The sequence below is a fragment of the Clostridium sp. NkU-1 genome (genome assembly GCA_001312405.1).
The window spans coordinates 116,400-134,285 of the sequence record BBDR01000006.1 but is presented as its reverse complement, the minus strand read 5'-3'; the positions used below and the strand labels follow the sequence as shown (position 1 = coordinate 134,285).

Genomic DNA, 17,886 nt, shown 5'->3' with positions numbered 1-17,886 from the left:
TTAATAATAATTCACTTTTTCAGGAGATTGCATGAATGATTCTCTGAAATTTCCCGGGAAGCTTACGCCAAGAAAATATGCGCTTCTCACCGGCACCCTTCTTTTGACTTCTGCCGGGCTGATCACCCGGTTGTTAGGCTTTTTTTACCGGATTTTTCTCTCACGGACCATTGGCGCAGAGGGACTCGGAATCTTCAGCCTGGTCCATCCGGTGTTTGGCGTCTGCTTTGCCTTATGCGCCGGCTCCATCCAGACTGCCATATCCCAGTCCGTAGCCGCTAATGTGAGGAAAGGCCGCTCCATTTTCCGAACCGGCCTCGTTATTTCAGTGGCCATTTCCATAGCCCTGGCATACTTAATCATCCGGTTTAAGGACTTCCTGGCCGTCAATATCCTGATGGAGCCCCGCTGTGCCCCTCTTCTGCTCTTTATTGCGGTATCCGTCCCCTGTTCGGCCATTCACGCCTGCATCAATGGCTATTATTATGGTATGCAGCGCCCCCATGTCCCGGCATTTGCCCAGGTGATCGAACAAACCGTAAGAATTGGGGCAGTGTTCCTTATTGCTGATATCATGGTGCAATCCGGGATCAAAATCACGGTCCAGCTGGCAGTCATGGGCCATCTGATCGGGGAAATTGTTTCTTCTCTTTATACGGTTGTGGCCTACCGTTTTTTTTCACCCAAGATGCCTGCAGGCGTTACGGCAGTCTCCTCCTCCTTTCATGAAACCGCGCCCGGCTCATGCACCTGGCGCTGCCTCTTATGGGAAACCGCCTGGTATTAAATATCCTTGCAAGCGCAGAGGCCATTTTAATTCCCAGCAGACTGCAAATGTCAGGACTTTCCGATTCGGCGGCATTTTCCGTATACGGTGTTTTGACCGGAATGGCTTTACCCTTTATTTTGTTCCCTTCTACCGTATTTAATTCCCTGGCTGTCCTTTTGCTTCCAACAGTAGCCGAAGCCCAGTCAGAAGGAAATGACCGGAGAATCGGTGATGCCATTTCCATGTCACTGCGCTACTGCCTGTACGTGGGAATCCTGTGCATCGGCATATTCACCTTGTTCGGAGACGACTTAGGCGTCAGCGTATTTAAGGACAATACAGCCGGAACCTATATGACCGTTTTAGCCTGGCTTTGTCCCTTCCTCTATCTGGTGACAACCATGGGAAGCATTTTAAACGGCCTGGGGAAAACCTCTGTCACCTTTGTCCAAAACGCCATTGCCCTGGTAATCCGTTTGGGATTTGTTCTCTTTGGGATTCCCAGGTATGGGATTTTAGCCTACCTGGTGGGAATGCTGGCAAGCGAACTGCTTCTGGCCATGATGCATGTGCTGACCCTGCGGAAAAAGGTTGATTTCATATGGAACGCCTGGGATATGATCGCAAAGCCGGCAGCACTGATGATACTCGCCATTGGAATCTACTTTGCGTTGTTTTCTGTGGCAGATCCGTTTCAGGGGATGTCTTTATTTATTAAGACTGCATTCCATATTGCAATTCTAAGCATATTCTATCTGGTTCTCCTCCTTGTTTCCCATATCATGAAAGTGGAGAACCCCAGGGAGCTTTAAGTTTTTCATAGTTCAGCAGCCATAGTTTACATAATCAAAAAGCAAAAACGGACTGTCATAAGTCCGTTTTTGGAGATTCCGTTTTTAATCAATTCCAACCATTACAGAAGTCGCTTTAATGATGGCATATGCATCTTTTCCGACTTCCAGTCCTAAGTCCTTTACCGCTGCCATGGAAACTGTGCAGAAACGATATTGCCGCCGCCGATATCAATGGTTACAATGGCGTTTACCGCACCTGTTTCAATCCCTACAACTTTTCCCTTAAACTGATTTCTTGCACTGAGTTTCATCTCAAATGCCTCCTCTCATCCAATTCTGATCCATGAAAGCTCCCTCCGGTTATACCCTTACACCCCATGCCCGCCAGTGTGCCCCGCCCTATCGGGCATAAAACGGGACAGGTTCTAAAACGGGGTTGCTCTGCCAAAAACAAGCAGAGGGAAGGAAATACATAGCAGTAATTATGGATTGTAAACCAGAAGATTATACTGCTTTTTCATAAAGTCATTGTAAGCATTTCTGTATTTATTGTCAACCGTTATCAGAAATACTAAAGCAAAAGCAAAAGATCTTCCTTGGGAAACCTGATAAATGACGGAATGTTCTGATGAATTCCTTCTTCAAAGTCCATTTTATCCTGGAGCCACCAGATCTTAGAGGAGGTCTTATCGTCTGCGTTCTGGAATAAGTACTGTCTTTGGAAAGGCGTATCCGCGAACCCGGCCAGTTGAATTTCCATGACATTTTCCTCCGACCTTCCCTGGGCCGGAATCAGGTTATGACCCCGGATTCCTACGTACCGGATGGAATCTTCGATTTTCTCCTCTGTCTTAAGCTTTATCTTCCAGTCGCAGGCATAAAGCTCATAATCGCTTATTTTCTCTATGGATGAAATATTCTTGCAGCCGGTCAGCTTTGCTGCTTCCATTCTTTCCGGCCTTCGGAAAATATCTTTTGTGCTGCCTTTTAATATTGTCTTTCCATCTGAAAGGAGCATCATGTGGTCACAGAATTTGTAGATTTCATCTCTGGAATGGGATACCATGAGCACATCGCCGCTATAGTCCTTAATCAGCTCCAGCATTTCCATCTGAAGGGTATCCTTTAAAAACCCATCCAATGCGGAAAACGGCTCATCCAGCATAATGATATCCGGACTGTATAAAAGCATACGGGCAAGGGCCACTCTTTGCTGCTGCCCTCCTGAAAGCTGGGAGGGATACCTCTTTTCCAGGCCTTCCAGCTGAAAGCGCCTTAACTGTTCTGCAACAAGGGGAAGCTTATCCTTCTTCTTTCCCGGAAGCACGATTGCCAGATTCTCCTCTACGGTCATGGTAGGAAACAGGGCATAATTCTGAAACAGGTAGCCCACACGGCGTTCTCTGGCAGGCATATTGATTCCCTTTTCCGAATCAAACAGCACCTTCCCATTTAAAACGATCCGGCCATGATCCGGCTTTTCAATTCCTGCCACGCATTTTAATGTCATGCTTTTCCCGCAGCCTGAGGCTCCCAGGATCCCCATGCAGCCGCCATCAGCCTCAAATTCCACATTCAATTCAAATCCTGAAAACTTTTTTTTCGGATGTTTACCTGCAATGCCATATCAAATCCACCTGTTCACATGCTTCATATTTTTTTCCGGATATATAATTTATAACAGCAACAATAAAAAAAGACAAGATAACAATCACGCATACCCAGAATGCAGCCGTATCCCAGTTTCCTGCCGCCACCTCGGAGGCAATTGCAACGGAAACCGTTCTGGTCTTTCCAAGGATGTTTCCTGCCAGCATGGCAGTTGCCCCGTATTCCCCGATGGCTCTTGCAAAGGCGAGTACGGTCCCGGAAGCCAGTCCAGGCGCAGCAATGGGAACGATGATCTTCCAGAAGATCTTCCTTTCCGACAGCCCCAGAGTCCTTCCCGCATGGATCATGTCAACATCCACCTGCTCAAAGGCTGCTCTTGCATTCCGGTACATCAAAGGAAATGCGATGACAAAAGCTGCTATGACACAGCCAGGCCATGTCTGTACCATTTTTATATTAAATTCCTCAAAAAGAAATTTACCGAAGGGCCTGCGAAGGCTGAAGATCAAAAGAAGAAAGAACCCTGCCACAGTTGGCGGAAGCACCAGCGGCAAGGTCAGGATTCCATCTACGATGGATTTTGCCGTATTATCAAGCTTCATGATCAGCCTTGCGGCGCCTATTCCAAGAAAAAAAGGTCAGTACCGTTGCCAGAATCCCCGTTTTAAGAGAAATAAAAAGGGGACTCCAATCTATTGTTTTCATCAGATCAAGCATAGATTTTCACCCCCTTTTTTATGTACTATTTATTTTGAAGAAATAGCAAATCCGGCATCCGTAAATAGCTTCATAACGCCCTCATCGCTGACAAGATACTCTTTAAATTCAGCAGCTGCCTTTGCCTGCCCCTCTGATGCCTCCTTGTCGATAATCAGGCCTACCGGATAAACAGCAGGATCGATCATACTCTTATCTGCTTCTGCAATGATTTCAACCTTGTCCGCCATGGAAGCAGCATCGGTTGCATAAACAACGCCCACTTCATTGCTTCCCTCTGCAACAGCGGTTAAAACAGCGGTTACATTGGCGCCTTCGTTAATTTCCATTTTCATTACCTGATCCAGGTTTCCTAAGTTGGTGAACAGCTTTCTTGCATACTGGCCTACAGGTACATCCTCTCCGGCAAGAGCAAGGCTTGATGCCTTTGTGATATTATCAAAACCGGTTACCTCAGTTTTTCCACCTGTGGGCTTTATTAAGACAATCTTATTCTCAAGCAGGTTGGTAATGGAGCCGTCTACTACGAATCCGCCTTCCTGTAACGCATCCATCTGCTTGGTTGCAGCTGAAAAGAAGATGTCACACTGGGCGCCTTCCTCGATCTGGGTCTGAAGAGTTCCTGAGCTGTCCGCATTATAAATGATATTTACATTGGGATGATCTTTTTCATAGTTTTCTTTGATCTTTTCCATTGTGTTTTTTTAAGCTGGCTGCAATAAAAACATAAAGGTCTTCCTTCTCTGCCTTTGCCTCTGCCGCTGTTGTTTCTTCTGCCTTTGCAGCTTCCTCAGCCTTACTGGTTTCCTCGTTTGCAGTTGTCTGATCCGCCTGAGTAGCCTTTGTACCGGTTGAACCGCACCCCGCTACAGTACCGGCAGCAAACATAGCCGCCAACATAACTGCTAATAATTTTTTTCCCTGTTTCATAATACTTCCTCCTGGTTTTTTGAACAATATTGTTCATTTTGATTGTGTTTTGTTGGGTTTTTCCCCGTTTGGTAATTACCAATTTATTTTAGATGATAACTTAAGGAATGTCAATGCCAATCTATTTTTATAATTACATCGGGATTTGCCACATCTTTCGCCCCTTTGATTGACAATGAAATGATATATGCTATAACTATTTATAAATGATGGAAATCACAGGAAGCAAAGAGGAAAACGTATGGAAAAAATATATACCACCCAGGAGGTGGCTGACCAGCTTAAAATCAAAAAATCCACTGTATATGAACTGATAAAACGGGGTGAATTAAACGCAGCCAAGGTCGGCAAGCAGATACGGGTAAGTCAGGAACAGCTGGATGAATATTTAAAGACCCCAAACACCGCCGCCGCTTCCCAGGCAGAGGAGCCTCTTCCCGGGATCATGGACATCCCACTGTTTACCGCTGATTTCGCAATCCGGCAGATGGATTATCTTTTAAACGCCAGCGGTCTGATCATAAGCAGCCAGGAATCCAGGGTTGTGGAGCTGCTTCGCAGCCAGCTGAGCCTGTGCCCAGACAGCCTTCCCATCCTGCATTCCTATATGAATGATTATAACAGCCTGTATTCCCTATATTATGAAAAGACCCATATGGCCCTTACCTCCTTTAGCACCAGCCAGGAAGGACAGGAGATCCGGCAGATTCAGTGTCTGCTGCCTGGAAAGGAAGCAGCAGTCCTCCATATCTGCAATCTTTTAGCAGGCTTTTACATCAGAAAAGGAAACCCCAAGGGTTTCCACACCGTAAAGGACTTATGCCGCCCGGATATCCGGTTCATAAACAGGGAGAAGGGAAACGGGTACCGGATTTATCTGGACTCCCTCCTTACAGCCCATAACATTGAGAAAGCCGCCATTCCCGGCTGCCAGACAGAATGCCTCTCCCATATGTCCGCTGCAAATGCGGTCGCATCGGGAGCTGCTGATGCAGGGATCGGCGATATCTCCCAACTGACAGCATATCCCCAACTGGATTTTATCCCTCTGTCCAGCCTGTCCATGGATCTGGTCTTTTCTAAGGAAGCCATGAACCACCGGGCTTTTCAAAGGATTGTGGACACGGTAAACTCCCGGGAATTCAAAAACAGCCTTCTTCCTTTTAAAGGATATGAAATTGATAAGACAGGTAATTGTACGTTTGTGAATGGCTGAAGAGGCGTTTTTTTCCAGAAATGATAATTATTCATAAAAATTTTAGTTGCACTCGCAACTATTTATGTGTTAAACTAATTATGATCTAAAAAGAGTCTGCAGGCTCACGCACATTTCTGTGCAAATTATCATTCTTAAGAATCCCTTTCATAAAAACGGACAACAGGAGGTATCTCTTTGAATCAAAAATTAAAAGAAAAAATTGTAGAATCCTTATCATCTGTCCTGCCCGTTACATGTATCGTGTTGATCTTGTGCATAACGATCACTCCCATGCCTCTTGACCCACTGATGCTGTTTCTGGTAGGTGCAACCCTTTTAACCCTTGGAATGGGCTTTTTTTACACTCGGTGTTGATATGTCCATGATGATCATCGGTGAAAAAGCGGGTGCCCATCTGGCAAAATCAAAAAAGCTCCCGCTCATTGTTTTTGCCTGTTTTATTATTGGTTTTATCATTACCATAGCAGAACCGGATCTTCAGGTCCTGGCCGGACAGACTCCGGCAGTTCCTGACATGATTCTGATTTTTTTCTGTGGCCGCAGGAGTAGGCTTTTTCCTGGCAATCGCATTTTTAAGAACCTTGTTTAGCTGGAGCTTATCCCGTATCCTTATGATCTGCTATGCCGTACTTTTTGTTACATCCGCTTTTGTACCCAAGGCATTCCTGGCTGTGGCCTTTGACTCCGGCGGCGTGACTACAGGTCCTATTACTGTACCTTTTATCATGGCTCTTGGAGTGGGCCTCTCATCGATCGGCCGGGGCAAGAATTCGGACAGCGACAGCTTCGGGCTTGTGGCCTTATGTTCCGTTGGACCCATTCTTTCCGTTATGATCCTGGGCCTGGTTTACAAATCCTCTGCCACGGATTATGAACCCATGATAATTCCTTCCATAAACAATTCCCAGGATCTCTGGCTGGCCTTTCAGCATGAGCTTCCTGATTATGCCTGGGAGGTCTTTTTAGCTCTTTTCCCCATTTTGCTGTTCTTTATCATATTCCAGATCTTCTTTTTGAAGCTGAGGAAAAGACAGCTGATCAAAATTATGGTGGGGCTTATTTACTCCTATATCGGACTGACCCTTTTCCTTACCGGCGTCAATGTAGGTTTTATGCCTGCCGGTAATTATCTGGGACAGCAGCTGGCCTCTCTTCCTTACAACTGGGTTATGGTTCCCATTGGTATGCTTATCGGGTATTTTATCGTAAAAGCCGAACCTGCCGTACAGGTTTTAAATAAGCAGGTAGAGGACATTACAGGAGGTTCCATCTCGGAAAAAACCATGATGACCGGATTATCCATCGGCATGTCAATCTCCCTTGGATTGTCAATCCTAAGAGTCATGACAGGTCTTCCCTTACTGGCTCTCCTGCTTCCCGGCTACGCCCTGGCCCTTGGCCTGTCTTTTGTGGTGCCGCCGATTTTTACATCCATTGCCTTTGATTCGGGCGGTGTCGCTTCCGGCCCTATGACGGCCACCTTCCTGCTTCCCTTTGCCATGGGAGCCTGTGAAGCTCTGGGCGGAAATATCGTGACCGATGCCTTTGGCATCGTGGCCATGGTCGCCATGACGCCCCTGATCATCATACAGCTCATTGGCGTTTCTTATCAGTATAAAACCAGAAAAGCAAACGTTCCGTCGAATGCGCCGCAGCTTAATATGGAGTTTGAATTTATTGACTTAGGAAAGGAGGAGGCTGATGATTTCCAATCGTAAAATAAACTGGATCACGGTTATTGTAGCCAGGGGAAAAGGCGAAAAAGCAGCTTCCGTTTTTAAAGCACATCATCAGGAACTGCTTCTCATTACCAGAGGACATGGAACCGCAAGTTCTGCAATCAAGGACTGCCTGGGATTTGACGAGCCGGAAAAGGATCTGGTTATCGGAATCGTGGAGGAAGCGGCTACCTGGCGCTTATTATCCGCTCTGCATGAAACATTGGAGCTTGAAAAACCAGGCTATGGCATTGTATTTACCATCCCCCTGTCAGGGATCAGCGCCGCAGCTTCCAGTATTTTAGAAAATGCCCCGTCAGGCGGGGATATGCCTACATCCACAGATTATCACAAGGAGGATCTCTCTATGCCAGATACCACCAAATACGAACTAATTGCTGCTGTCATCAATACCGACCTTTCCGCTCCCATTATGGAAGCTGCCAGAAATGCCGGCTGCAAGGGAGGAACCCTGGTCAAAGCCAGAGAAGCTCTTGCTGATGATTCAAAAAGCTTTTTGGTCTGACTCTTTCCAGTGAGAAGGAAATTCTTCTCATCCTGGTTCCTGTTACGGATAAGCAGGCGGTTCTTAAATCCATCTGCGAAACAGTGTTAAAAGAGACCGGAGAACATGCCATCGCTTTTTCTCTTCCCGTAGATGAAGTGGCTGGAATCAGCACTCTGAAAAAAATGAGAAAATCCTCATATGGACGGCCGGAGCCAAAACAGGCGCCAGTCCCATATTCTTCCCGGGATATGGAACTGGCGTCTTTCTTTTATTGTTTCAATCCTTGATACAGTGCTCTTAAAAGCTCTCCCTCCGGTCCTGGCTCAGCTCCCAGACCATAGCGCCGCCTAATTTCTTTGATTTGATATAATCCGTTTTATGGCCTATGGATTTTGGATCCTCGTAGCTTATAAAGATCGTACCGTTAAACAGCCAGGGAACCTTTGACTGGGAATGGATATGACTGGTATAGCCCGGTTTATTTAAATAATTATCTTTAATGGCCTGATATCCGATGGAATTGGAACCGCCAAAGGACTGGTATAAACCATTGTTTGAATTATTTACAGAAGAATATAAATATCCATAAAACGGGATACCCATTACCATCTTTTCCGCCGGAAAGGATGCCCCCAGCCAGGCAGTGACAGCCTTATCCACACTGGCTTTATACTGGGGAGAAGGATCATTGTTGTCATATAAAGGAGCCAGAAGGTCTGTATTGGAATCCCAGTATCCATGCAGATCATAGGTCATAACATTTGCATAATCCAGATACTGAGCCAGCTTTGACAGCTCCACATTGTTTATGTAAGAATGATCCGCACCTCCTGCAATGGTCAGTAAGTAATGCTTATTGTCAGCACTCCCCTGAGCATCCAGTTTTTCACGGATTTTTTTAAGCAGCAGGGTGAAATTATGTTTATCTTCCCCACGCCTGGCATTTGCCTTCAGACCTCCGCTGACCGGATACTCCCAGTCTAAGTCAACTCCGTCAAATCCGTATTTTTTAATGAAATCAACGCAGCTGTCTGCAAATGCAGTTCTGGTCTCCTCTGTCAGGGCCGCATCTGAGAATTTCCCGGACCAGTTCCAGCCTCCCACGGAAATTAAGGTTTTTAAATCCGGATTGGCCTGCTTTAAGGAATTTAAAAGCTTTATGTTGGAAGGATCCACGTCAGGATATCCAAGGGTCAGCTTTAAGTCGGAACCAATGTTTGCAAAAGCATAATTAATATGGGTCAGCTTTCCGGCATCGATCTGGTTTGGATAGTAATTATAATAGGCCGCCCATGCCGCATAATACCCAACCAATTTACCGGACTGAACAGGGGAGGGCTTTGTCACGGGGGGAGCAGATGTTTCCGCTGCGGGCGGAGCGGACGGTTCCGTTGCAGATGGACCAGACGGTTCCGTTGCGGACGGACCAGACGGTTTTGCGGTGGGCGGAGCAGATGTTTCCGCGGCAAGAAAAGCAGCCGTTTCAGGATTATCTGCGGTGGTTTCCGGGGAAAGGGGTACCGGTGCGTCTGCAGAAGTGACCGTTGTGGGGCTTTGGGAGGATTCCCGTGAAATCCTGTCAGGCTTTTCAGCAAATGCTACCCAGCTAAAGAGCCACCCCAGAATGATCAGCATACAAATGGAAGCAGGCAGAAATATTTTCTTCATAGTACTTTTATTCATCACTTGATCCTTTTCTCTCTTTGATTTTTACAAGTATAACATGCTGGTTATTCCTTGAACAATGCGCAAAAAAATGGATGCAATGCATATTTATGGATATATTTATCCTGGATTTTGCATTCCTGTAATTTCTTGCCGCATTATAATATCCTGTTGGAAAAAGCCCGTATGCCAGCTTTATCACAGGCATCCGGGCTTTATTCAGAATCTGAAATTCCCAGTTTTCCAGTTCCCATAAATTGCTGTCCTCTGACATCACCCGTATCATAAAAGCGCCTGGGATCCCGGCGGATTTACAATCAAAAAAATTCTGTCATAATAACGATATGGGAAGTTAAATTTTTTTTCACTCCATAATTTCCACAAAGGAACTAGAGATTTCAACATCGGTCTTACATACAGACCCTTTATATCCATTGCCGCGATAAAATAGTCAGGAACGGTTTTGAATATAAAATCCAAATTACTGTCTGCCAGAAATCTGGACGAAACTCTGACCGCTTCTTTAAAAATACTGATTTTACTCAATGCCTGCATAAAGCCTTTCGCAGGAGTTGCTTCCTCCAGATCAAATAGCGTACTTGCTCAATGCTTCCTCCAGAACCATGCAGATTTGCTGCCTGTATTTTAAAACGGAATACTGATTGTCACCACGTCTCCCGGATTCATGTTTTCTACCAGAGCGTATCTCGCCAGGCCGGCGGACCGCCGCACTTCCCAACAATTATTTTCCCTTTTATATGCGCCTCTTTATAGTCATAACCGGCAAGTTCAAAACCCATGTTATACAACGTGCGCATCGAATATTTCCAGGAATTCAGTCATGACAGTCTGCGTTCCTTCTAAAACTTCATATCTGACACAGGGAATCACTGTTTTCGGATACATCAGATTTGTGTTAGGCGCAGCATGGATCAGGAGTCCTTCCCCCTTTTCCCCCACACACCTGGCCAGATAACCGGTCCGTCCATTATAAACCACCGCAGCTCCCTCATTTGCCAATATCTCTTTCCTTGTCTTCCTGTCACAAGGTATGGCAAATCCGCAATCAAAGGCCTTACAGGAGATTTTGCTGCTTATTGTATGAATTCTTCTGTGTCCCGTGGGAAGAAGCACGATCCTTGTCACGATATCGACCCCCTCGCAGGGAGACCACTCCATATAGACTTCATTCTTTTCTGTAAACGAACGTCCTGTGATTCCTTTCGTGTGAATCATCCCTCCATACTCTACAGCCAGAACACTGTCAGGCGCCGCTTCCTCCAAAGTCCGAAGAGACCGTGGAACACTGAATGCGAATCTGCTGGAATATACTAATTTAGAATACTTCTCCTCCATATGTACATGATGATGCGGCAGGCTGCGTCCCCTGACATAAGCATATACCTGTCCTCCCAGACGCTGCACCAGCATTGAGCCGTTTGAAATTACACGCTGGGCATCCATTTCAGGCAAAGGCGCTGCCTCCATCTCCCAAAACGGATGTGCCGCAGGAAGGGATAATAGGGCAAATGCCTTCATGCACCAGTACGGAGAACCAGGGGCATTATACTGTTCCGACATCAGCAGATTCGGATATCCGTATCCTATCGTCAGGATAGCGGCACAATCAAATATAGGCTGCTTCATCCAGAACTGTAGATGACGCACAATCAGCTTTCATAACCGGCAGGGGAAGCACCTCCAGTTCATTGGCCACGCACATGGAGAAAAACGATACCTGAGCCATGCGATACGTCAAAGACCGTCCATAGGCCAATGCAGAACCATCCTCAGCAAACCAGTAAAGGAATTCTCCGGTAAAGCTAAACGCCCTCTGTTCATAAATCCTGCACCGTTGGGGATCCTCCTCTTTCATATACCGTGCATAAATAAGCCCATAATAATGAAAAGCAAAGGAAACGTAATAGTCCTTTTCCCCATTCTGCCCATCAATATACCAGCCATCCCCTTGATAGCATGACTCAATATAATCCAGATAGTCTTTCAGACGCTTTTCATTGTATGGCTGCCCTTGAGACTTTAATGCAATATTAACCAGGATTCCAAAGAACATCCAGTTACAGGGAGGACACTGATAATGGTTGATTCCATCCAGCCAGCCTGCCAGGTTCGACCGTTCCTGTTCTGACAACGGCTCCCATACCACCTCCGGTGTCATTAAAATTCCGTAAGAGATTGCTGCCATCTCTACAAACCGCTGATCCACATCCTGAAACCCTCCCCAGTACTCCGCTCCATCCGGGTCAGTCCCTGCCACCAAACCTTTTTGATAAATCTTTTTAAACACCGACTCCCTGCTTCCGCCGGCCCACAATGGAACCAGCCCCCACAACGGCCTTAAAAACCCTTCCGCCCAGGTGGCATCCTGATCATAAACCGCTGCCGTGCTGCCTAAACTAAGCCTGGCGCCTTCCTGGGAATAATGTGGTTTAAGAGGATTCAAAAAATCCAGAACCAGGGTTTCAAAATCCTCTCTGCTATGCAGCCTCTCAATTATCTGCTTCATTCCTACACCCTCTTTCCCTTTCTACCAAATCATAAAGTCTTTATTAAGAAGTCTTAAAACTGCTTCCACAAGGAAATAGTCCGCATAAATCAAATCCGTCTGCCAATCACCGCTGCTATGGTAATCCACCTTGCACTGCTGCACAATGGAATCTGCTTTCGGATCCCAGTTACAGCACGTTTCCGATATAGCTTTCACAATCCTTTCCCCATGTTTCCGATATAGCCTTTTCTCCCCCTCTTCCACATGTTCCGCAATCTCTAAAAGCCCACAGGCCGCACACAATCCAGCAGATGCATCCAGATACGCCGGATGATCCGGCTGGCGGAAATCGCAAAGCGGAATGTATTCCGTCAAAGCGACATTGGAGATAAAATAATGGGCTGTCCTTTTTGCTGTCTCAAGATAGGCGGCATTCTTCGTATGCCGATAACTAAGTGCAAAACCGTAAAGAATCCATGACTGCCCTCTCGACCAGGAAGATGTATCTGAATACCCCTGTCCCTCCAGAATCCGTTCCACCTCCCCAGTGTCGGGATTCAGGCAGGCAATGTGCCCGCAGGATCCGTCCTCCCTGACCAGCGTTCTCATGACCGTATCTGCATGATTTCTTGCTATGTAGTAGAATCTGGGATCTTTCAGTTCCTCACTTGCCCAGTAAAGCAGAGGGATATTCATCATGGAATCCACAATGATCCATCCGGTACAGTCCTCCCCATTCTCCACGCATTCCGGATTCCATGCCCGGATATATCTTCCTGCCGGATTATATCTTCCCGCAAGGATATTGGCAGCCATCAATCCCCTCACTCTGGATTTCTCTGAACCAGTCAGACGGTAATCAGCCACTGCACTGTGGAGCCACATAAAGCCCGTATCATGATGAAGTCCCATAAATCCATGCAGTGCCCTGTCCAGTTTTTCTTCTGCCTCCCGCGCGTGCAGCTTATATTCCTCTCTGCCGGTTGCGTAATACATTTTCCAGAGAATCCCCGGCCAGAACCCATTGGTCCACCAGTAAATATCTTTCACGGAATAATCCTCCGCATAGACACCATCTTTCGTCCAATATGGGATCTTTCCGCCTATTCTGCCGCACTCTGCCTCCAGCTTCTCCTCTACATTCCTATATAATTGCTGCAGCCATTCTTCCATTCTTATAACCTCCTTTTTTATCTGACATAAGTATAGTAGAATATAGATGGAAAATACATGGAGGATCTTCATAAATACTGTATGATTTTATACCTGTCATAAGCAGCTGCTGCAATATATTCCATGAAAGTTCATAATTTTACAGGGACTAAATCAAAATTATCCATCAGAGTTTCAATAATGACGAAATAATAGCAGATATTCCATTCAATTCAACCGTCTGTTTTTTTACAATACAGATATTAAAGCAAACGATAGGAGGAGTTTACATGTATTTAAAACGTATGTTGAAAAAAACATCCGCATTAACCTGTATTGCTGCCTGTGGTATTTTTCTGCTGACTGGCTGCAGCAGTTCAGGCGCCAAAACCGAACCGGCTGATAAACCGGAGGGAACCGGGCAGACAGAAACCACTGCCAAACAGCAAGGCAGCGAAGCACCGGTGGAAATCACCTTCACCGTCTGGGATTATGGAACAACCGATTACTGGAAAGTACTTGTGGAAGCTTTTGAGAAAGAGAATCCTGATATCAAGGTAAAGGTTACAGATATCGGCGGAACAGACTACGACACCAAGATTCCGGTTCTGCTTTCTTCCGGTGATACCTCTGATGTCATCACCATCAAAAGCATGCCAATCTACACGAGCCTGGTGGAAAAGAACCAGCTGATGCCTTTGGATGACATGGTTGCAAAAAGCGGTCTTGATATGTCTCCCTACCGCGGTTCAGATGAAGGAATCAAGGTCGGCAACCAGTTATACGGCCTTCCGTTCAGAAACGATTACTATCTGCTGTACTACAACAAAACCCTGTTCGACAAAGCCGGCGCAGAATATCCCTCCAACGATATGACCTGGGACGAATACCGGGAACTTGCCAAGAAGCTGACCTCAGGTGAGGGGAATAACAAGGTCTACGGCTCCTATCTGCACACCTGGCCAGGCTCCTTATACCGCTGGGGTATGGATAAAGACCATACCATGGATCAGGGCAATTACGAATTCTTAAAGCTGTATATGAACTGTTCCTGGGCATGCAGAATGAGGATAAAACCTCCATGGATTACGGTACATTAAAAACCGGCAATGTCCATTACAGCGGACCGTTTTACAAAGAACAGGTTGCCATGGAACCTATGGGTACCTGGTTTGCCAACTTAATCATCAACACCAAAAATAAGGGCGAAACAAACGTTGAATGGGGTGCGGTAAAAGCGCCTCACTTTGAAGGACAGGATCCGAATACAGCTGTCAGCAACCCTACTCCAATTGCTATCAACAAAAACGCAGCCCATCCGGAAGAAGCATGGCGGTTCATTCAGTTCATGTGTTCCGAGCCAGGAGCTGACATACTTGCAAGCCTGGGAACACTTCCCGCTTACCAGAATGAGAAAACCATCAATACCCTGGTGAATGTAGAAGGGATGCCGGAAGGGTTCAAGGAAGCCATCACCGTTGATTCCTTTGTGCTGGAATGTCAGATGATTCCACAGGCCGGCGCCGTTGACAAAGTGATTTCCGAAGAGCATGACTTGATTATGCTCGGAGCAGAGTCCGTGGATGAAGGCCTTGCCAATATGGCAAAACGTGTTCAGAAGCTGCTGAGCAAATAGTATCATCCATAAAAATCCTCTAAATCTGCCGTTCATTGGATTTAGAGGATTTTAAAATTCTAATAGAAGGAGGGAGCTGGCAACAGCATAACTATGACGAAACGAAAAGTTAAAAATATGGCAACAGCTACCTGTTCTTACTTCCTAATCTGGTTGGTTTTCTGATCTTCACTTTGATTCCAATCATGTGCTCCATGGGGCTCAGCTTTATGGAATGGGATTCAGCCAACCCTATGGTATTCGTGGGACTGGAAAACTTCAAACGCCTTTGGACCGATGATACCTTTAAGATTTCTCTCTGGAATACGGTATATTACTCTGTGTTCACCGTACCGCTTACCATGGCGGCAGCTCTGGGTCTTGCATTAATTCTAAACCAGAAGATGAAAGGCATCAACATTTTCCGTACTATCTTCTTCTTCCCCCATGTGGCATCCCTGGTAGCTATCGCTGTGGTATGGAACCTGCTGTTCCACCCAACTCTGGGACCCATCAACAGTATCCTGATGTCCTTTGGCATTGCCAATCCGCCGGGCTGGACCTCCTCCATTGATTGGGCTATGCCGGTCATCATTATTGTAAGTATCTGGAAGAGCATGGGATACTATATGATCCTGTATTTGTCCGGCCTTCAAGCAATCCCCCGTGAACTTTATGAGGCAGCCAAGGTGGACGGAGCGAATTCCTTCCAGCGTTTTAAAAGCATCACCCTGCCCATGCTGACACCGACCACCTTTTTCGTCAGCATCATGCTCACCATCGCCTGTTTCAAGGTATTCGACCTGGTATCCGTCATGACCAACGGGGGACCTGGCCGGGCTACCAATGTGCTGGTATTCAATATATACAATACTGCATTCATCAACTATGAATTCGGTTATGCCAGCGCCATTTCCATGATATTGTTTGTCATCGTACTGGCTATCACCACAGTCCAGTTCCGTGCTGAGAAAAAAATGGGTCAGCTACATGTAAAAAAACGAGAGAAAGGAACCAAGATGAATGAATTCACAAACCAGTTCTTTTAAAAAAGATTATCATATATGGTCTGCTGATCATATTAAGCCTCATCATCCTGCTCCCGTTTTTCTGGATGATGTCCTCCTCACTGAAAACCAGCCAGGAAGTTTTTTTCCGTTCCTATGCACTGGCTTCCCGATCAGGTTGTCTGGAAAAACTTTTCAGAAATCTGGACAAAGATTCCCTTGCTGCTTTTCTTCAAAAACAGCTTTAAACTGGCTATCATCATCACCTTGCTTCAGGTGCTGACCAGCAGCTTTGCGGCTTATCCGTTTGCCAAGATGAAATTTCCTGGCAGGGACTTCATTTTTTTATGCTATGTTGCAACCATTGCAGTGCCGTGGCAGGTGTATATGATCCCTCAGTTTATCCTGATCCGGAAAATGCATCTGGCCGATACTCACCTGTCCTTAATCCTTATGCAGGCATTCACGGCTTTCGGCGTGTTCCTGATCCGCCAGGCATACTTAGGCGTCCCGAAGGAACTGTCAGAGGCCGCCAGAATCGACGGCCTCAGTGAATTTGGAATCTATAAAAAGATCATGCTGCCATTGTCCAAACCTGCAATTGCGACCCTGATCATCTTCAGTTTTGTCAATGTGTGGAACGATTACATGGGCCCTATGATCTACTTAAATTCCAATGAACTAAAAACGATCCAGTTAGGACTTCGTATGTTCATCACACAGTATTCGGCAGACTACAACCTGATTATGGCCGCTGCGCTGATCTCCCTGATTCCAGTAGGCACACTGTTTTTATGCATGCAGCGGTTCTTCATCGAAGGGGTGGCCACCAGTGGTTTAAAGGGCTGACAGGCTCCCCTTAATTTCTGGCGATGTACTCGCTGGGTGTCATCTGGGTTACCCGCTTAAATACTTTACTGAAATAATAGGGATCCTCATATCCCAGTTTACTTGACACTTCATATATCCGGTTGTTATCCTGAAGCAGAAGCTTTTTGGCCTCCTCAATCTTTACCTCTGCAATATAGTCAGAGAAAGACTGCTGAGTGACCTTCTTAAAAATTCTGCTCAGGTAGCCCGGTGTAATCTCCAATTCTGCTGCTACATGATTCAAAGAAACCTTCTGATAAACATTCTCCAAAATATACTGTTTCGCTTTCTTTACTTTATACCGGTAGATTTCCCTCATATATTCCTGGCTGAAGTTGTTAAGCCCCTGTTCCAGCCGAAGCAGCCATGCACTGACCATCGTTAAATCCACCTCACTGGCAAAATCCCGGACAGAGGCATATTCTTTTCCAAACCAGCGCACAAAAAAAGGTTTTACTATTGGTATCCAAATCATAAATCTGACGGATCAACAGATAGCAGATATGGACAGCCTCCTCCCTGGTGGCACGCTGGGTGATAAACTTCTGCAACTGCAACAAAAAGTTTTCCATTGCATCAAGAAAATCCGTCTCGGATTTTATATGCTCCAGCTGTTTTTCAAGATAGTGAATATTTAAAAGATCCATATAAAAATGTATCCTGGTGTTTACTCCGCCGATATGGAAGGCAATGCTTTGCATGGCTTCCTCAAATGCCTCTGGAAGATGCATGGCATTATGATGGGGAGCGCTGATTCCAATCCTGATTCCCTGATTTAGATATTGTTTAATCACCAGCTCCA

General features: G+C 46.0%; 20 protein-coding genes and 2 pseudogenes. 11 read left to right on the top strand and 11 right to left on the bottom strand.

The genetic code is table 11. The annotated features are described in order from the left end of the window. Positions 1 to 31 precede the first annotated feature (31 nt). Together JCM10519_RS29145 and JCM10519_RS29140 are read left to right on the top strand one after the other, a co-directional pair. The gene (locus tag JCM10519_RS29145) at positions 32 to 787 is read left to right on the top strand and encodes an oligosaccharide flippase family protein (RefSeq protein ID WP_347843927.1); all 756 of its coding nucleotides are present in this window, start codon (positions 32 to 34) and stop codon (positions 785 to 787) included. After that, on the top strand, positions 766 to 1,581 hold the full coding sequence (locus tag JCM10519_RS29140) for a polysaccharide biosynthesis C-terminal domain-containing protein (RefSeq protein WP_347843926.1): 816 nt from the start codon (positions 766 to 768) through the stop codon (positions 1,579 to 1,581). Before JCM10519_RS29145 ends, JCM10519_RS29140 begins: the two co-directional genes overlap by 22 nt. 84 nt (positions 1,582 to 1,665) lie before the next feature. Here JCM10519_RS29140 and JCM10519_RS11575 read toward each other — a convergent pair. The 5 genes and pseudogenes from JCM10519_RS11575 to JCM10519_RS29135 form a co-directional block, all read right to left on the bottom strand. Continuing rightward, a pseudogene (locus JCM10519_RS11575) lies at positions 1,666 to 1,874 on the bottom strand (TOBE domain-containing protein). Between the two features lie 260 nt (positions 1,875 to 2,134). After that, positions 2,135 to 3,136 carry an ATP-binding cassette domain-containing protein gene (locus JCM10519_RS11570; RefSeq protein ID WP_347843925.1) on the bottom strand — a complete coding sequence of 334 codons (1,002 nt, stop codon included), beginning with the start codon at positions 3,134 to 3,136 and terminating at the stop codon, positions 2,135 to 2,137. A 37-nt stretch (positions 3,137 to 3,173) separates the two neighbouring features. After that, the gene (gene modB / locus JCM10519_RS11565; protein WP_347843924.1) at positions 3,174 to 3,776 is read right to left on the bottom strand and encodes a molybdate ABC transporter permease subunit; all 603 of its coding nucleotides are present in this window, start codon (positions 3,774 to 3,776) and stop codon (positions 3,174 to 3,176) included. A gap of 144 nt (positions 3,777 to 3,920) precedes the next feature. Beyond that, positions 3,921 to 4,586 (bottom strand): molybdate ABC transporter substrate-binding protein, encoded by a 666-nt coding sequence (modA, locus tag JCM10519_RS11560; RefSeq protein WP_347843923.1) that lies wholly within the window; start codon positions 4,584 to 4,586, stop codon positions 3,921 to 3,923. After that, the gene (locus JCM10519_RS29135; RefSeq protein WP_347843922.1) at positions 4,561 to 4,821 is read right to left on the bottom strand and encodes a hypothetical protein; all 261 of its coding nucleotides are present in this window, start codon (positions 4,819 to 4,821) and stop codon (positions 4,561 to 4,563) included. The genes modA and JCM10519_RS29135 overlap by 26 nt, the downstream gene beginning before the upstream one ends. Before the next feature lie 241 nt (positions 4,822 to 5,062). Here JCM10519_RS29135 and JCM10519_RS11555 point away from each other — a divergent pair, with 241 nt between their 5' ends. The 5 genes from JCM10519_RS11555 (at position 5,063) to JCM10519_RS11545 (ending at position 8,284) form a co-directional block, all read left to right on the top strand. Further along, complete coding sequence (locus tag JCM10519_RS11555) at positions 5,063 to 6,037, top strand: substrate-binding domain-containing protein (protein WP_054739305.1); 975 nt, start codon at positions 5,063 to 5,065, stop codon at positions 6,035 to 6,037. A 177-nt stretch (positions 6,038 to 6,214) separates the two neighbouring features. Further along, positions 6,215 to 6,394, top strand: a complete 180-nt coding sequence (locus JCM10519_RS29130) for a hypothetical protein (protein WP_347843921.1) — start codon at positions 6,215 to 6,217, stop codon at positions 6,392 to 6,394. After that, the gene (locus tag JCM10519_RS29125) at positions 6,363 to 6,629 is read left to right on the top strand and encodes a DUF1538 family protein (protein WP_347843920.1); all 267 of its coding nucleotides are present in this window, start codon (positions 6,363 to 6,365) and stop codon (positions 6,627 to 6,629) included. Before JCM10519_RS29130 ends, JCM10519_RS29125 begins: the two co-directional genes overlap by 32 nt. Further along, positions 6,574 to 7,758, top strand: a complete 1,185-nt coding sequence (locus JCM10519_RS11550; protein ID WP_347843919.1) for a DUF1538 domain-containing protein — start codon at positions 6,574 to 6,576, stop codon at positions 7,756 to 7,758. The genes JCM10519_RS29125 and JCM10519_RS11550 overlap by 56 nt, the downstream gene beginning before the upstream one ends. Continuing rightward, a complete protein-coding gene (locus JCM10519_RS11545) occupies positions 7,742 to 8,284 on the top strand; it encodes a hypothetical protein (RefSeq protein ID WP_347843918.1) in 543 nt (180 codons plus the stop codon). The genes JCM10519_RS11550 and JCM10519_RS11545 overlap by 17 nt, the downstream gene beginning before the upstream one ends. 279 nt (positions 8,285 to 8,563) lie before the next feature. On the opposite strand, the gene JCM10519_RS11540 is transcribed toward JCM10519_RS11545, so the two are convergent. The 4 genes from JCM10519_RS11540 to JCM10519_RS11515 all read right to left on the bottom strand — a co-directional run bounded on the left by JCM10519_RS11540 (position 8,564) and on the right by JCM10519_RS11515 (position 13,613). Then, positions 8,564 to 9,949, bottom strand: a complete 1,386-nt coding sequence (locus JCM10519_RS11540) for a glycosyl hydrolase family 18 protein (RefSeq protein WP_054739302.1) — start codon at positions 9,947 to 9,949, stop codon at positions 8,564 to 8,566. 783 nt (positions 9,950 to 10,732) lie between these two features. Continuing rightward, entirely contained in the window at positions 10,733 to 11,578 is an 846-nt protein-coding gene (locus JCM10519_RS11525; RefSeq protein ID WP_054739294.1) for a DUF2264 domain-containing protein, read from the bottom strand. Then, a complete protein-coding gene (locus JCM10519_RS11520; RefSeq protein WP_054739293.1) occupies positions 11,559 to 12,458 on the bottom strand; it encodes a DUF2264 domain-containing protein in 900 nt (299 codons plus the stop codon). Before JCM10519_RS11520 ends, JCM10519_RS11525 begins: the two co-directional genes overlap by 20 nt. Before the next feature lie 21 nt (positions 12,459 to 12,479). Then, a complete protein-coding gene (locus JCM10519_RS11515) occupies positions 12,480 to 13,613 on the bottom strand; it encodes a glycoside hydrolase family 88 protein (protein ID WP_054739292.1) in 1,134 nt (377 codons plus the stop codon). A gap of 269 nt (positions 13,614 to 13,882) precedes the next feature. Here JCM10519_RS11515 and JCM10519_RS11510 point away from each other — a divergent pair, with 269 nt between their 5' ends. From JCM10519_RS11510 to JCM10519_RS11495, 4 genes and pseudogenes are all read left to right on the top strand, one after another. Then, complete coding sequence (locus tag JCM10519_RS11510) at positions 13,883 to 14,692, top strand: extracellular solute-binding protein (protein WP_054739291.1); 810 nt, start codon at positions 13,883 to 13,885, stop codon at positions 14,690 to 14,692. After that, positions 14,674 to 15,228, top strand: coding sequence for an extracellular solute-binding protein (locus tag JCM10519_RS11505; protein ID WP_054739290.1), 555 nt, complete (start codon positions 14,674 to 14,676; stop codon positions 15,226 to 15,228). The genes JCM10519_RS11510 and JCM10519_RS11505 overlap by 19 nt, the downstream gene beginning before the upstream one ends. A gap of 209 nt (positions 15,229 to 15,437) precedes the next feature. Continuing rightward, a complete protein-coding gene (locus JCM10519_RS11500) occupies positions 15,438 to 16,256 on the top strand; it encodes a sugar ABC transporter permease (protein WP_347843917.1) in 819 nt (272 codons plus the stop codon). Positions 16,257 to 16,321: 65 nt separating this feature from the next. After that, positions 16,322 to 17,063, top strand: a pseudogene (locus tag JCM10519_RS11495) (carbohydrate ABC transporter permease). Positions 17,064 to 17,073: 10 nt separating this feature from the next. On the opposite strand, the gene JCM10519_RS11490 reads toward JCM10519_RS11495, so the two are convergent. Both JCM10519_RS11490 and JCM10519_RS11485 read right to left on the bottom strand, forming a co-directional pair. Continuing rightward, entirely contained in the window at positions 17,074 to 17,463 is a 390-nt protein-coding gene (locus tag JCM10519_RS11490) for a helix-turn-helix domain-containing protein (protein ID WP_054739288.1), read from the bottom strand. Positions 17,464 to 17,476: 13 nt separating this feature from the next. Beyond that, positions 17,477 to 17,878, bottom strand: a complete 402-nt coding sequence (locus JCM10519_RS11485) for a hypothetical protein (RefSeq protein WP_347843916.1) — start codon at positions 17,876 to 17,878, stop codon at positions 17,477 to 17,479. Between the last annotated feature and the right edge of the window lie 8 nt (positions 17,879 to 17,886).